This window comes from Gallibacterium genomosp. 3 (assembly GCF_001678475.1).
Taxonomy (GTDB): Bacteria; Pseudomonadota; Gammaproteobacteria; order Enterobacterales; family Pasteurellaceae; genus Gallibacterium; species Gallibacterium faecale.
The window spans coordinates 18,686-34,260 of record NZ_JTJR01000011.1 but is presented as its reverse complement, the minus strand read 5'-3'; the positions used below and the strand labels follow the sequence as shown (position 1 = coordinate 34,260).

General features: G+C 38.0%; 16 protein-coding genes and 1 riboswitch. Of the genes, 14 read left to right on the top strand and 2 right to left on the bottom strand.

Annotation, left to right across the window (positions count from 1 at the left end; all coding sequences use genetic code 11):
- Positions 1-52: 52 nt before the first annotated feature.
- Positions 53-1,468: a basic amino acid/polyamine antiporter gene (locus QV06_RS02990; protein WP_065236882.1), complete on the bottom strand. Its 1,416-nt coding sequence runs from the start codon at positions 1,466-1,468 to the stop codon at positions 53-55.
- Between the two features lie 10 nt (positions 1,469-1,478).
- Positions 1,479-2,372 (bottom strand): homocysteine S-methyltransferase family protein, encoded by an 894-nt coding sequence (locus QV06_RS02985; RefSeq protein WP_065236881.1) that lies wholly within the window; start codon positions 2,370-2,372, stop codon positions 1,479-1,481.
- 150 nt (positions 2,373-2,522) lie between these two features.
- Positions 2,523-2,614: riboswitch (TPP riboswitch) on the top strand.
- A gap of 88 nt (positions 2,615-2,702) precedes the next feature.
- On the opposite strand from QV06_RS02985, the gene QV06_RS02980 reads away from it, so the two are divergent.
- The 14 genes from QV06_RS02980 to QV06_RS12155 all read left to right on the top strand — a co-directional run bounded on the left by QV06_RS02980 (position 2,703) and on the right by QV06_RS12155 (position 15,490).
- Complete coding sequence (locus QV06_RS02980) at positions 2,703-3,431, top strand: ABC transporter ATP-binding protein (protein WP_065236880.1); 729 nt, start codon at positions 2,703-2,705, stop codon at positions 3,429-3,431.
- A 3-nt stretch (positions 3,432-3,434) separates the two neighbouring features.
- The gene (locus tag QV06_RS02975) at positions 3,435-4,190 is read left to right on the top strand and encodes an ABC transporter permease (RefSeq protein WP_065236879.1); all 756 of its coding nucleotides are present in this window, start codon (positions 3,435-3,437) and stop codon (positions 4,188-4,190) included.
- A 16-nt stretch (positions 4,191-4,206) separates the two neighbouring features.
- Entirely contained in the window at positions 4,207-4,860 is a 654-nt protein-coding gene (tenA, locus tag QV06_RS02970) for a thiaminase II (protein ID WP_065236878.1), read from the top strand.
- 20 nt (positions 4,861-4,880) lie between these two features.
- Entirely contained in the window at positions 4,881-5,840 is a 960-nt protein-coding gene (locus QV06_RS02965) for an ABC transporter substrate-binding protein (protein WP_065236877.1), read from the top strand.
- A gap of 9 nt (positions 5,841-5,849) precedes the next feature.
- The gene (thiM, locus tag QV06_RS02960; protein WP_065236876.1) at positions 5,850-6,653 is read left to right on the top strand and encodes a hydroxyethylthiazole kinase; all 804 of its coding nucleotides are present in this window, start codon (positions 5,850-5,852) and stop codon (positions 6,651-6,653) included.
- A gap of 1 nt (position 6,654) precedes the next feature.
- Positions 6,655-7,476, top strand: a complete 822-nt coding sequence (gene thiD / locus QV06_RS02955; protein ID WP_065236875.1) for a bifunctional hydroxymethylpyrimidine kinase/phosphomethylpyrimidine kinase — start codon at positions 6,655-6,657, stop codon at positions 7,474-7,476.
- Positions 7,469-8,131 carry a thiamine phosphate synthase gene (gene thiE / locus QV06_RS02950; protein WP_065236874.1) on the top strand — a complete coding sequence of 221 codons (663 nt, stop codon included), beginning with the start codon at positions 7,469-7,471 and terminating at the stop codon, positions 8,129-8,131. Before thiD ends, thiE begins: the two co-directional genes overlap by 8 nt.
- A gap of 2 nt (positions 8,132-8,133) precedes the next feature.
- Entirely contained in the window at positions 8,134-9,354 is a 1,221-nt protein-coding gene (locus QV06_RS02945; RefSeq protein WP_065236873.1) for an NRAMP family divalent metal transporter, read from the top strand.
- Positions 9,355-9,576: 222 nt separating this feature from the next.
- Entirely contained in the window at positions 9,577-11,112 is a 1,536-nt protein-coding gene (locus QV06_RS02940; RefSeq protein ID WP_065236872.1) for a type I restriction-modification system subunit M, read from the top strand.
- A gap of 30 nt (positions 11,113-11,142) precedes the next feature.
- Positions 11,143-12,741 carry a Fic family protein gene (locus tag QV06_RS02935; RefSeq protein WP_065236871.1) on the top strand — a complete coding sequence of 533 codons (1,599 nt, stop codon included), beginning with the start codon at positions 11,143-11,145 and terminating at the stop codon, positions 12,739-12,741.
- Positions 12,742-12,743: 2 nt separating this feature from the next.
- Entirely contained in the window at positions 12,744-13,139 is a 396-nt protein-coding gene (locus QV06_RS02930; protein ID WP_065236870.1) for a hypothetical protein, read from the top strand.
- Between the two features lie 253 nt (positions 13,140-13,392).
- Positions 13,393-13,923, top strand: a complete 531-nt coding sequence (locus tag QV06_RS02925; protein WP_082985025.1) for a restriction endonuclease subunit S — start codon at positions 13,393-13,395, stop codon at positions 13,921-13,923.
- Positions 13,924-14,032: 109 nt separating this feature from the next.
- On the top strand, positions 14,033-15,304 hold the full coding sequence (locus QV06_RS02920) for an ATP-binding protein (protein WP_245174230.1): 1,272 nt from the start codon (positions 14,033-14,035) through the stop codon (positions 15,302-15,304).
- A gap of 3 nt (positions 15,305-15,307) precedes the next feature.
- Entirely contained in the window at positions 15,308-15,490 is a 183-nt protein-coding gene (locus QV06_RS12155) for a winged helix-turn-helix transcriptional regulator (protein ID WP_245174229.1), read from the top strand.
- Positions 15,491-15,575 lie beyond the last annotated feature (85 nt).

The window sequence follows — 15,575 nt, the reverse complement described above, 5'->3', positions numbered from 1 at the left end:
AGGAAATTCTCTATATGAACGCCCCTCCCTAACCGGGGCGTTTTTTATTTAATTAGTTTATTTGTTGCAAAAATGCTGGGATAGCTAGGATGATTAATAGTAACAATACTATCTTTTCATACCCTCGTAATTGCCATTTACCTAAGAATTTGCGTTGTGAATATAAAAATAGTAATACGCCTGGTAAATAAAGGAGTACAGAGAGTAGTAAATATTCAACTCCAGCAGCATAAACAATCCATACCGCGTAGAGAGTAGCGATACCACCAACAAGTTTATAGCGCCAATGAAGATTGTGTTGTAGTGCATATTTTAATAAGAAGCCACCGACCAATAGATAAGGGATTAATATCATTGAGGTGGAAATTAGCAGAAGTGTTTCGTAGCTGTTTCCCGTTTTCCAAACTAAAAATAAACAGAGTTGTACTGTGAGTGTTGTAAATAATAGGGAAAAGTGAGGCACATTATGTTGATTTAGTTTAGTAAATGAAGGCGGAAAGACACCATTTTTAGCTCCTAAATGTGGGATTTCAGTAGCATATAATGTCCAACTTAAATAAGAGGATAAAACAGAAACAATTAAGCAAAAGGTGATTAGCACTTTTCCCCAATTCCCCATCATTGAAGTAAGAATACCCGCCATTGATGGATTCGGCATTTCTGCGATTTCTGCACGAGGTAAGATACCTTGAGAAAGTAACGTAATTGCGACATACATTAATAGGGTAATCACGACACCGATTACTGTTGCTCGACCGATATCGCTTCTTCGTTGTGCGTGTTTAGATAAAACGGCTGCACCTTCAATACCTGTAAAAACCCATAAGGTAATTAACATCGTATTCTTAACTTGATCAATTAAGGTAGCAGGTTGTTGGTCATCAGTGATGATGCCCTGTCCTTGCCAATCAGCAAAAAAACGTTGGCTGTCAAAGAAGTAAATGGCTAATCCAATAAAGAGCAGTAATGGAAAAACCTTAACGATAGTTGCAATTAAATTCACACCGGCAGCTTCTTTAATTCCTTTGGCGACTAAAGCATAGACTAACCAAGCGATGCAAGAAGCACCAATAAATGACCACAAAGTATTACCTTTACCAAAAATAAGAATGTCAGGCTGATCAGTAAACGTACCTAATGCTTCAAAGGCAACCACGAGATAACCAACAATTCCAATCGTGGTACAAAGCCAGTATCCCCAAGCAGAGAGAAAACCCATTAATTCGCCGAATCCTGCTCGAGCATAGCCATAGACACCACCATCTAATTCAGGACGTAAAGATGCTAAACAAGCAAATGAAAGGCCTAAGAAAATAATACCCACACCAGTAATTAGCCAACCAATTAATAAGGCTTGAGAACCTGCAACAGCAGCCATATTTTGCGGTAAGCTGAAAATACCAGAACCGATCATAGAACTAATCACTAATGCAGTTAATGCAGAAAGTCCGATTTTTGTTGTTGTCATACTGTCTCCATTAACGTAAGTGTTGGGCAAGTTGTGCAATATGTTCAGGACCAATACCACAACAACCACCAATGACATTAGCGCCAATAGCCCACCATTTCTTAGCCCAAAATAGATAGTTTTCAGGGGTACTATCTTGACGAATTTCATCAATCGCTTCGTTAGCCGCTTGCATCTCTTCTGGTTGTGGCTCAAAGGCATTGGCATAAACACCAAGATTAACTGGGTAAGGTTGTTGATCGATAACTGTTTTTGCTTGACGTAATGCAGCTTCCATAACTTCAATTTGGCTACAATTAAACGAAATCGTGGCTGCTTTTAGTGCTAAGGCTTGTTTTACTGCATCTACAACTAATTCACCAGAACGCAATTTAGGTTCGGTTTGCATAGCGGAATCATCTAAAGTAAAAGAGCTCCAGAATGGACGAGGATCATCGCCTAATAATTTGCGCCAAGTCTGCATTTCAATAATGCTGCTTTGTGTTTCGGCTAACCAAATATCAACATAGGGAGATAACCCTTGAATTAATGGCTTCGCAAGCATTTCTGCCTGTTCCGGATTAAATAGATCGGGACGATAAGAACCAAATAGAGGCGGTAATGAGCCAGCGATTAATACAGATTTGCCACTTTGTTGTACTGCTTGTTGTGCTATTTTTCCTGCTCGGGCAGCAAGTTGTTCACCTTGTTGGTAAAAACGTTCTCCAATATGGAAAGGTACAACAGCATAGCTATTGGTTGTAATCACGTTAGCGCCAGCATTGATATAGTCTAAATGAACATCACGGACAATATCTGGCGTTTCCATTAATGCTAAGGCAGACCATTCTGGTTGACGAAAAGGTGCATTACGGCGATGTAATTCACGCCCCATACCACCATCAAGAATTATTAAAGATTGCATAAATTGTTCCTAAAAAATCAAAAAGGTTGCTAAATTAGCATAGGTATTAGAGATTACAAGTAAATTAAATTGATTAGATATAATCTAAAGTTATATTCTGTTTTTTCTCTATTTGAAGTTGTATTTTCTAAAGTTTCCTTGTACATTAAACAGCGTTAGTCGGGGTGCTGCTGAGCAGCTGAGATAATACCCGTGAACCTGATACAGTTAACACTGACGTAGGAAACTAATTATGCAAACAGTTCAAATATCTTCATTTATTTCTATTTTTCTTACCCATTCTATTTTCTTTGTGCGTAATCTAGATCGTTGTTAATTGTGGATCTAGCGATGAACGCAGTGCAAATACGCCACTTAAACCTCGCTTTTGATAAGAAAGCGTTGTTTGTTGATTTTAATTTTTGTTTGAAGCAAGGTGGCTGGACAGCAATTTTAGGGCGTTCTGGGGTAGGTAAATCTACCTTATTACGTGTGATTGCTGGTTTAGAGCAAGATTCAATTCAATCAGGCGAAATTGTTTTTCAACAGACAGACAAACAAACGCAACAAGTTGCTTTTATGGCACAAAATGATGGTTTGTTTCCTTGGTTATCTGTCATTGAGAATGTGCAATTAGTCCAGCATTTACAGGGATGCAAAAATAAAGCGAGTTATGCACAAGCAGAAACACTGCTACAAGCAGTCAATATGTTGGAATATCGAGATAAGGCGTGTTATCAGCTTTCTGGAGGGCAACGTCAACGAGTTGCCTTAGCGAGAACATTAATGCAGTCAGCCGAAATTGTATTAATGGATGAGCCTTTTTCAGCGTTAGATGTAGTGACTCGATTACAACTGCAAACCTTATCCCGTCAATTATTAGCAAACAAAACGGTACTATTGATTACCCATGATCCGCAAGAAGCATTAATGCTTTGTGATCAGATTTTTGTTTTGCAAAAGCAGTCAGCACAAGTGGTATTAACGCCGCCAATTACGCCAACAATACGTTCTCCAGAACAAGCAGAATTTTGGCAATTACATCAACACTTATTACGCCAATTACAGCAAGGAGAATGATAAATGCAGCATTTTTCTTCTTTGATTAAATCGCTTTTATTGTCCTGTTCACTTTTGTTGGTATGGCAAGCCACAGTGGTTGTTTTTGATTTACCTCACTATATGTTACCCAAACCGATTGATGTATTGGATCAACTACAATCAAAAACTGCCTTACTATTGGCACATACTCAAGTGACTTTATTGGAAATTTTATTAGGGCTTTGCTTAGGTTTTTTACTGGGGTTACTTTCCGCTTTATTGCTCTCCTTGTCTAGTTGGCTTTCCTCTTTGTTATTACCTTTATTAATTGTTTCTCAAGCGATTCCAGTGTTTGCGATTGCACCTTTATTAGTGCTTTGGTTTGGTTACGGAATGGCTTCAAAAATCGCAATGACGATTTTGATTATTTATTTTCCAGTGACAGCAGCTTGTTATGACGGTTTACGTAATACGCCAACAACCTGGTTAGAACTCAGTAAAACCATGAATGCCACGCCATTACAAATTTTATGGCGAGTACGTTTGCCTGCGGCATTACCTTCATTAGCATCTGGATTACGAATTGCCGTCACCATAGCACCAATTGGTGCCGTGATTGGTGAATGGGTAGGTTCTAATCAAGGTTTGGGCTATTTAATGTTACACGCCAATGCTCGAATGCAGGTGGATTTAATGTTTGCGGCGTTGTTTGTGTTGATGTTTATCACATTACTGTTCTTTTTCTTAACCGACAAATTGTTGCGTTACTTTCTCCCTTGGGCAAACCAATTACGTTAATTATTGTGAGAAAATTATGTCGATTACCCAGCAACTAATACAAAATGCCACACCTTATTGGCAAGATTATGTTGAACATCGTTTTGTGCAACAACTAGCAACAGGAACATTAGCTAAACCATGTTTTCAACATTATCTTAAACAAGATTACCATTATTTGTTGCATTACAGCCGTGCTTTAGCGTTAGCTATGTATAAATGCGATAACTTTTCTGCATTAACAGCGATTAGCCATGATTTACAAGCGATTTTAACAGAGGTAAAGACACATATTGCGTATTGTGAAGAATGGCACGTGAGTTTAGAAGAGTTACAACAAACACCAGAGTCAGCTGCGTGTATTGCCTATTCTCGTTATGTACTCGATTGTGGCGCGCAAGGAACATTAGCGGAACTGTATGCAGCCATTGCACCTTGTATTTTAGGCTATGCTCAAATTGGGCAACGTATTGCACAAAATAAAATAAGTCCAGCCAATAATCCCTACCAATCCTGGATTGATACTTATGCTTGTGATGAATTTCAGAACGTGGCACAAGCAGCCAGTCGTTTTCTAGATCAACTTTGTGAATCAGTTTCAGCAACACAACTACAAAAAATCCAACACATTTTTACTACTGCCACTCGAATGGAAATTGCGTTTTGGCAGATGGGCTTAGATCTTTCGTAAACACAACAAAGGACAATATGATGAAAAAATCACTATTCTTAACAGCGCTCGTTGCCTTGGCATTTCACCTAAATGCAGCAGCAGATAAGCTACAAAAATTAACTTTACAACTAGATTGGTTTGTTAATCCTGATCATGCTGCATTGATTGTGGCACAACAAAAAGGCTTTTTTAAAGCAAATGGACTAGATGTTGAGATTGTTGAACCAGCAGATCCCTCATTACCTGCAAAATTAGTAGCTGCTGGAAAAAGCGATTTAGCAGTAGGGTATCAACCACAATTACTTATGGATATTGATCAAGGGTTACCATTAGTGCGAGTAGGAACATTAATTGCTACACCGCTCAATAGTTTGGTGGTATTAAAGCAGAGTGGTATCCAATCTTTAGCTGATCTAAAAGGCAAAAAAGTAGGGTATTCAGTGAGTGGGTTTGAGGAAGCTCTACTTGGCACAATGTTGAAATCAGTTGGTTTAAGCTTAAAAGATGTTGAACCGATCAATGTGAATTGGTCATTATCGCCTTCTTTGATTAGTGGACAAGTAGATGCGGTAATTGGCGCTTTCCGAAACTTTGAGTTGAATCAACTTGCCCTTGAACATCAGCAAGGTGTTGCCTTTTATCCAGAAGAACATGGTGTACCAATTTATGATGAATTGATTTTGTTAGCGAATAAAAAACAGTTAGCTGATCCTCAATATCGCAGCAAAATTTCAGCGTTTATCAGTGCATTAGAACAAGCTACCGTTTATCTCATCAACCATAACCAAGACGCTTGGCAAGCGTTTGTAAGTTATAAAACTAATGAATTAGATAATGAATTAAATCGACGCGCATGGCAGGAGACTATGCCTCGTCTAAGTTTAAGTCCTCGTGCTTTGGATCAACATCGTTATCAACAAATGGCGAAATTTATGCAGCAACAAGGGTTAATCAAACAGATACCAACATTAAATGATATGGCTCAACAAGTTGAGTAAGGATAGTTTATGCAACACACCTATTTAGAAAAGATTCGTCAAACAAATCCACTGATTCACAATATTACTAATATTGTGGTTGCCAATTATGTCGCTAATGGTTTATTGGCGTTAGGGGCTTCGCCGATTATGGCGGATGCAGAACAGGAAATGGAAGAGTTAGCACAGTTCACGTCAGCATTAGTATTAAATATTGGTACCCTAGATGCAATGAAAGTGAAGTCGATGTTATTGGCTGGTAAAGCAGCAAACCGTCAAGGTATTCCTGTGATCCTTGATCCTGTTGGCGTGGGTGCAACCGGTTATCGTAAGCAGGTAGTTGCTGAGTTGTTACAACATATTCAGTTTACCGCGATCCGTGGTAATGCGGGTGAAATTGCACAACTGGCAGGGATTGCTTGGCAAGCAAAAGGCGTTGATGCAGGGAGTGGTGAGGGTGATCTTGCTTTAATTGCAGCGACTGTGGCTCAACGTTATCAATGTGTGGTGGCAGTAAGTGGTGAAGTTGACTATATCAGTGATGGGGTACAGCTTGCCAAAATTGCAAATGGTACCGCAATGTTTCCCAAAATTACCGGTTCTGGCTGTTTACTTGGTGCCGTATTAGGGGCATTTTTGGCGGTCGATCAACAAAATCCATTTCAAGCAGTAACCCAAGCATGTACTGCCTATGCGATTGCGGGTGAGATTGCGGCTAAGACCTTACAACCTAATCAATATGGGCAGTTTTATTTAGGATTACTTGATAGCCTAGCCCAGATAGATGATCAGCAGGTTGCTGAATATGCGAAAGTTGAAGTGATTGGAGGATAAAATGAGCCAAATAGCACAAGCATTAACCATTGCTGGATCTGATAGTGGCGGTGGTGCCGGTATTCAAGCTGATTTAAAAACATTTCAAATGCGATGGGTGTTTGGAATGAGTGTTGTGACTGCGGTGACTGCCCAAAATACATTAGGAGTGAGTGATATTCATTTAATTCCAACTTCGACCATTAAGTCACAACTTGCTGCGATTTATCAGGATTTTTCACCTAATGCGGTCAAAATCGGTATGTTAGGTACCGCGGAGATTATTGAATGTGTAGCGGAACAATTACGGCATTATGCAGTAAAAAATTTAGTAGTAGATCCTGTAATGATTGCAAAAGGTGGCGCAAGCTTATTAGAACAGAGTGCAGTTACTGTGATGCGTCAGTTATTACTGCCGTTGGCAGATGTAATTACACCAAACTTACCTGAAGCAGAAACTCTAACGGGTGTACAGATTACAGATGAGCAAAGTGTGGCTCAGGCAGCAAAGATCTTACAAGAGTTGGGAGCCAAGACAGTTGTGATTAAGGGTGGACATCGAGATAACTCTCGTAGTGATGTGTGTCGTGATTGGATTTTCAGTGCAGAAGGTAATTTTGTGTTAGAAAGTCCTCGTTTTGCTACGCAACAAACACATGGGACAGGTTGTACCTTTTCAGCTTGTTTAGCTGCAGAATTAGCGAAAGGGAAATCCGTATCAGCAGCGTGTCAAATTGCTAAAGACTTTGTTACTGCCGCAATTTCTCATCCTTTAAATATTGGGCATAGCCATGGACCAACCAATCATTGGGCTTATGCTCAATTAGGAGCAAATAATGAATAGTGAAATTTTGCGTTGTTATTTAGTGGCTGGAACCCAAGATTGTCGGCATTTACCTGAATATACACAAAATCCGCAGTCTGCATTATTAACTCGGTTAGAAGCCGCTTTACAACAAGGAATAACCTGTTACCAATTCCGAGAAAAAGGGGATTTTTCGTTACAAGATCCAGAACAAATTGAGCGGCTTGCTCGTGACTGCCAAATCTTATGTCAGCAATATAATGTGCCTTTTATTGTCAATAATGATGTGGCATTAGCCAAAAAACTGAATGCAGATGGTATTCATGTGGGGCAGAAAGACTTTCCAGTAGTACAGCTAGCGCAACAACTCTCTTCTAAAATGTTGATTGGATTGTCTGTTAATACGTTGGAACAGGCACAACAGCATAATCAGCCAGCATTCGTTGATTATTATGGTTGTGGGCCTATTTTTCCTACTATTTCTAAAGCGGATGCGGCACCAGCGGTGGGGATTGAATTTATCCAAAGATTGCGTGAGTGTGAGATTACTAAACCATTAGTGGCGATTGGCGGAATTAAAGCAGAACACGCTCATCCTTTACGTGAAGCAGGGGCTGATGGGGTAGCTGTGATTTCTACCATTATGCAAGCAACCGATCTCACCACAACAATCCAGACGATTTTGCGAGGTTAGTTATGCAGTTATCAGCCTTTGGTCAGAAATATGGGCCAGGGATTATTATGGCTTGTTCTTGTGTGGGTGGTTCGCACATTATCGCTTCAACTCAAGCTGGAGCATATTATGGGTATCAGTTGGCAGGGCTTATTGTATTAGTGAATCTGCTGAAATATCCGTTTTTCCGTTTTGCTTTTGATTACAGTGCAGAGAAAAAACAGAGTGTATTACAAGGATATGCTAGTAAAGGGAAATCTTATCTTTGGCTATTTTTAGTGTTTAACCTCTTTGCAACGGTAGTCAATGTTGCGGGTGGTACATTACTTTCTGCCGTATTATTAGCACTATTGTTGCCAGTTGAAGTAAATCTCAATGTTTTAAATATTGTAGTATTGCTGAGTTTTTTGCTGATTCTGTTTTATCGTCAATATCAACGTTTAGATCAGGTGTCTAAAGCTATTATGTTGGTATTGTCAGTGATTACTGTTATTGCCTTATTTTTGGCTCAAGGAAAATCATCACCATTACCGACAGATTTTATTGCACCTAATGCTTGGAGTATCAGTGCAATTCCATTTTTAATTGCATTAATGGGATGGATGCCTGCTCCTATGGAATTAAGTGTTGCGAGTTCTTTATGGGTTGTGCAAAAAAGTCGATTAGAGCCTGATTATCAACAATCTCATCATCGAGATTTTAATGTGGGTTATGTGGTAACGATTATCTTAGCGTTAATGTTTATGGCATTAGGGGCATTAGTTCAATATGGCAAGCCGTTAGAACCTCTAAGCGGTGGAAAGTTTATCCATCAATTTATTGAGATGTATGCAATCAGTATTGGTGAATGGACACGCTGGTTTATGGCGTTAGTGGCTTTCATCTGTATTTACGGTACGACAATAGTCGCTGTCGATGGTTATTCTCGTTGTAATCAACAAACTATCCAATTACTGCGTTTTGGTAAACAAGCGGACGTAAATAGCGAACAAGGATTACGTTATTTTATGATTGTCGCTGCGTTAGCGAGTTTTATCTTGATCCAATTTTTCAGCGGCGCGATTGGTAAGATGATTCCATTTGCGATGACCGCGTCTTTTATCTCTGCACCAGTCTTTGCGTGGTTAAATCTTAGTCTGGCAAAACAGTTAAATACTCAACAACGTTGGTTACTTGTTTTAGCTTGGCTCGGATTGGGGTATTTGGTGGGGATGGTGATTCTTTATACTATTTATCATGGGTAGATAAAAAAATATAAATATTCTTTGATCCTATTTATTCATTTGTACTTGTATTAGTTGATTATAATCAGTGGGCTTGTGATTTGTGTTGTAAGCAAAAATTGCCATAGATACAGAAGAAAACTGGGTAAAAAGCAGTACTATTTGCAAGATTTCTGATACAGTATGAAAATTATCACCATAGTCTCTAAGATAAGTGCAAAAATTATTAAATAGGAGAAGTTAATGACCGCCAGCCAACAAAGAGCAGAGCTACAACGCCGTATTTGGCAAATTGCCAACGATGTCCGAGGTTCAGTGGACGGATGGGATTTTAAACAATATGTTTTGGGTACGTTGTTTTATCGCTTTATCAGCGAAAATTTTGCCCATTTTTTTAATGATGAAAACACCAACTATGCCTCTTTATCTGATGAAGTGATTACCGATGAGATTAAGGATGATGCCATCAAAGTCAAAGGTTATTTTATTTATCCCAGCCAATTATTTGAAAATGTTGCCAAAAATGCCAATACCAATGAAAAATTAAATACTGATTTAAAAAATATTTTCAACGAAATTGAAGATTCGGCGGTCGGCTATCCGTCAGAGATGGATATTAAAGGCTTGTTTGCTGATTTCGACACTACCAGCAACCGTTTAGGAAATACCGTTGCTGATAAAAATAAACGTTTGGCAGCGGTGCTAAAAGGTGTGGCGGAGTTGGATTTTGGGCATTTTGAAGATAATCAGATCGATTTATTCGGTGATGCTTACGAGTTTCTGATTTCCAATTATGCTGCCAATGCCGGTAAGTCAGGCGGAGAGTTTTTTACTCCGCAAAATGTATCTAAGCTGATTGCACAACTGGCGTTACATGGGCAAACCACCGTCAATAAAATCTATGATCTGGCTTGCGGTTCGGGTTCATTGTTGTTACAAGCCAAAAGGCAATTTGATGAGCATCTGATTGAAGAGGGTTTCTTTGGGCAAGAGATTAACCATACCACCTACAACCTTGCCCGTATGAATATGTTTTTGCATAACATCAATTACGACAAGTTCAATATTCAACTTGGTGATACCCTATTAAATCCGATGCATAATGGCGATAAGCCTTTTGATGCCATTGTTTCCAATCCGCCGTATTCGGTGAAATGGATTGGCAGCGATGATCCGACCTTAATCAATGATGATCGTTTTGCACCTGCCGGAGTATTGGCACCCAAATCCAAAGCCGATTTTGCCTTTATTTTACACGCATTAAGCTATTTATCCGCCAAAGGTCGGGCGGCTATTGTTACCTTTCCGGGTATTTTTTACCGTGGCGGTGCCGAGCAAAAAATCCGTAAATATTTGGTAGATAATAACTTTGTAGAAACAGTAATTTCATTGGCACCAAATCTGTTTTTCGGTACATCTATTGCGGTGAATATTCTGGTTTTGTCGAAACATAAAACTGATATGATGACGCAGTTTATTGATGCCGGCGAATTATTTAAAAAAGAAACTAATAATAACGTATTGACTGATGAGTATATTGCCAAAATTCTCCAATTATTTAGCGAAAAAGCGGACGTGCCGCATTTGGCGAAATCGGTGGATTATCAGACAATCGTCGATAACGATTATAACCTGTCCGTCAGCAGTTATGTGGAGGCGAAAGACACTCGGGAAGTGATTGATATTTCGGCACTTAATCAGGAAATTGAGCAAACTGTTGCCAATATCGATCGTTTGCGTGTAGAGATTAGCAAGATTGTAGCGGAAATTGAGGGTTAATTGATAAAAACAAAAACATTCGGAGCATAGATGGACGATAAACTGCCAATCAATATTCAAGATTTATTGAATAGAAAAACTATAGAAGATGAACGGATTGAGTTTAAAGAAAACTGGAATCCGGAGGCTGTGCTGCATACTTTATGTGCATTTGCCAATGATTTTCACAATTTGGGTGGCGGTTATCTGATTATCGGTGTAACCGAAAATAACGGAATGCCTCAATTACCACCAACGGGGTTAGCCTATGAACAGGTGGATAAAATCCGTAAGGAGTTATTACAACTGGAAAAAAGTGCGATTGTACCTACTTTTCATACCCTTACGGCAACTTACGAAATTCAAGGAAAATTGATTTTAGTTCTATGGGCAGTCGGTGGTGAAATGCGTCCCTATCGTGCCAAAAAATCGTTATCTGATAAGCATAGTGAAAATTGGGCATACTATATTCGCCAACATTCCAATACCATTGAGGCTAAAGGTGAAATTGAACAAGAGCTGTTATCGTTAGCGAATAAAGTGCCTTTTGATGATCGATTATGTCTTAATGCGACGTTAGATGACTTAGAACCGCATTTAATCCGAGAGTTTTTGGCAGAAATTAAAAGCGAACTGGCAACCACCGCCAAACACCTTAGCATTGAAGAACTGGCAAAACGGATGAATATTGCAGGCGGCACATCGGAAGCCTTATTCCCCAAAAATGTCGGATTGTTATTTTTTAATAGCCAACCCGATAGATTTTTTCCTTATACCCAAATTGATGTGGTTTATTTTCCCGAGGGAACAGGAGCTAATCGGTTGGAAGAAAAAATATTTAAAGGACCGTTAGCACGCATTACCCAAGAAGCATTGCAGTATATTCAACATCTGTATTTAAAAGAGATTGTGCTTAAAATTCCTCATCAAGCCAAAGCGAAGCGTTTTTGGAACTATCCTTTTGCAGCGATTGAAGAAGCGGTAGTTAATGCCGTCTATCATCGCTCGTATGAAATAAGAGAGCCGATAGAAATCCGTATCAATCGGGAGAGCATTGAAGTGATTAGCTATCCCGGTCCTGATCGTTCCATCAAATTGGACGATTTGCAAAACGGCAGAGCCGTAAGCCGCCGCTATCGCAACCGCCGTGTAGGTGAGTTTTTAAAAGATTTGGATTTGACGGAAGGACGTTCTACAGGAATACCCAAGATTATTCGTGTGATGCAAGAAAACGGCTCGCCCGATGCTGTATTTGAAACCGATGAAGAACGCACGTTCTTTTTGATCCGTTTACCGATTCATAGCGAAGCAAAAACTGTAGATCGGAATACCGACCTAGATACCGACCTAGATACCGACCTAGATACCCCTCTAGATATTGGTCAAGATAAACAGGGAGAAATGGAACTTGTGCCACGCCTTTTAAATGTTCTGATGCAAGGGGAGCAAGGCATTAGCCAACTTATGCAGCAGTTGAATATTCAACATAAACCACATTTCAGGAAAAGCTACCTTGCTCCTGCACTGGCACAAGGCTTAATTGAAATGACGCTGCCTGAAAAGCCAACCAGCCGTCATCAGCGGTATCGTTTAACGGCAAAAGGTCAGCAGTGTTTAATAGCAATTAAAGCTAAGGATATAAAGGATTAAAGATGAATAACAACGCATTTTTAGAAAAACTGCTACAGGGAGCCAAGGTGGAGTGGAAAACGTTGGGGGAGGTTACTCTATGGGATAAAAGATTCCGAGGAGTTACAGCACAAACAGAAATTTTATCTTTTGTTCATATTTCTGCAGAACATTTAAAAAGTTTAAATGTAGAAGATGGAAATATAAAGCTTTTATCTACAGGTAATTTTGAAGGATTTACCAAGGAATGTCTTGCGAAGAATTTTATAAATTCAGGAGAAGTTGTTACTATTCCAACGGGTGGAACAGCAAATATAAAATATCATAAAGGTCGTTTTGTAGATAGTGGCAATTTACTTGCAAGCTCCATTGATGATAAATTATATAATTTAAAATATATATTATTTTTTAAAAAATAAAAATGATGTTATTCAAGGCTTTTTTAGGGGTTCTGGGGTACAACATCCTAGTATGCCTGATATTCTTGCAATCCAAATTCCCATCCCACCGCTATCGATATAACAAGAAATTGTAAAAATTCTGGATACACTGACCGCCCTGACCAGCGAGCTTAACCTACGGCAAAAACAATATCAATACTATCGTGATAAATTACTCACCTTTGGCTATGAAGTGGAATGGAAAACGTTGGGGGAGATTGGGGAAGTCAGAATGTGTAAACGTATTTTAAAAGAACAGACTGCAGATACAGGAGAAATACCATTTTATAAAATAGGAACTTTTGGAAAAGAAGCTAATGCTTTTATTTCAAGAGAGTTATTCAACGAATATAAGTCTAAATACTCTTATCCCAAGAAAGGAAATATATTAATTTCAGCAAGTGGAACTATTGGAAGAACAGTCATTTTTGATGGAAAAGATGCCTATTTCCAAGATAGCAATATTGTATGGATTGAAAATAATGAAAGTGTTGTGCTTGATAAATTTTTATTTTATTTATATCAAGTTATCAAATGGAATATTGCGGAAGGTGGAACAATACAACGACTTTATAATGATAATTTAAAGAAAATAAAAATCCCTATTCCACATATAGAGGAGCAAAAACGTATTGTTGATATTTTAGATAAATTCGACACACTAACCAACTCCATCAGCGAGGGCTTACCCAAAGAAATTGAGCTTAGAAATAAGCAATATGAATACTATCGGGAAATGTTGTTGGGGTTTGAGCGAGTATAAGCAAGATTCACTATTAAATAAGCAAGGTAATTTTATTTTTACAACTTATTGAAAAATAATGAAATAGTTCTATTAAGCAATATTTGTTACGAAATAAGCAAGGAAATTTATGACAACGCCAATATCAAAAATTAATAGCATTGTTACTAGGGATTACCTAGAAAAACAGCCAGAGAATCAGTATTTTGAGCGTAAAGGCTTAGGTGAGAAAGAAATTAAGCCAAGTAAAATTGCTGAAGAGCTTATTGGTATGCTCAATGCAGATGGTGGTATTTTAGTATTTGGTGTGAGTGATACTGGCGAGCTACAGGATTTGAAACAAATCGCAGAGAAGTTAGGTGATTATCGTAAACTTATTTTTGATTTCATTAAGCCACCTTGTCAAATTCAGCTTGAAGAAATAGAAATAGATGGCAAGTTAATTTTTTTGTTTCATGTTGAACAAGACTTAGAGCGTATTTATTGCCGTAAAGATAATGAAAAATTTTTCTTGAGAGTGGCAGATAGTAATAGAGAATTGAATCAAGAACAAATAAAGAAATTGGAATATGATAAAAATATACGCTTATTTGAAGATGAAATTGTCAGTGATTTTAATGAAGAGGATTTAGATCAATCCTTGCTACAGGAATACAAGGATAAAATGAATTTTAGTGGGGATATTTTTGAATTGCTCTATAAGAGAAACTTATTGAATAAAAAAGAGGGTAATTATCAATTTAAAAAATCACTTGTTTTACTTTTTTCACAAAATCCTGAACGCTATATTCCTTCAGCATCTGTTCGCTATATTAGGTATGAAGGAACCCAAGCAAAAGTTGGGAGTGAACATAATGTGATAAAGGATCAACGATTTGAGAATAATATTCCAAAGTTAATTCAGGAAGTATCTTACTTTTTAAGAACATCACTGCGAGATTATTATTTTTTGGATATCTCGCAGGGTAAATTTAAAAAAGTTTCTGAATATCCAGAAGAAGCTTGGTTAGAGGGAGTTGTTAATGCACTTTGTCATCGCTCTTATAATGTACAAGGAAATGCTATTTATATTAAGCATTTTGATGATCGATTGGAAATTAGTAACAGTGGTCCACTACCAGCTCAAGTAACGATTGAAAATATAAAAACAGAGCGTTTTGCTAGAAACCCACGAATTGCAAGAACATTAGAAGATTTTGGATATGTTCGTCAATTAAATGAGGGAGTTGCTCGTATTTATGAGTCAATGGAAAAATCAATGCTTTCAAAACCAGAATATCAAGAAAAAAACGGTAATGTATATCTAACATTGAGAAATAAAATTAGTACACATAGTAAAACTGTTTCTACTGAATTAATGGCGTTAGTTGAGAATAAGTGGGCGGAGATAAATGATACCTAAAGAATGATTTTGACATATTTATTTGCAAACGGCTCTGCGACACTATCTGATTTTGCAAGGGTTACAAATATCAATAAAAATACTATTCGTACTTATTTAAATACTTTTGTAGATCAAGGTATTATTGAACGGCATAGTAAAAAACAAAGAGATCCAGATGCTAAATATACATTTAGCAAGATGTAAGCAAGGTTTTATCTGGCTTAAGCAAGGTGATTTTATTTTTATAACATATTGAAAAATAACAATTTATTTTTATTAAGCAAGATCC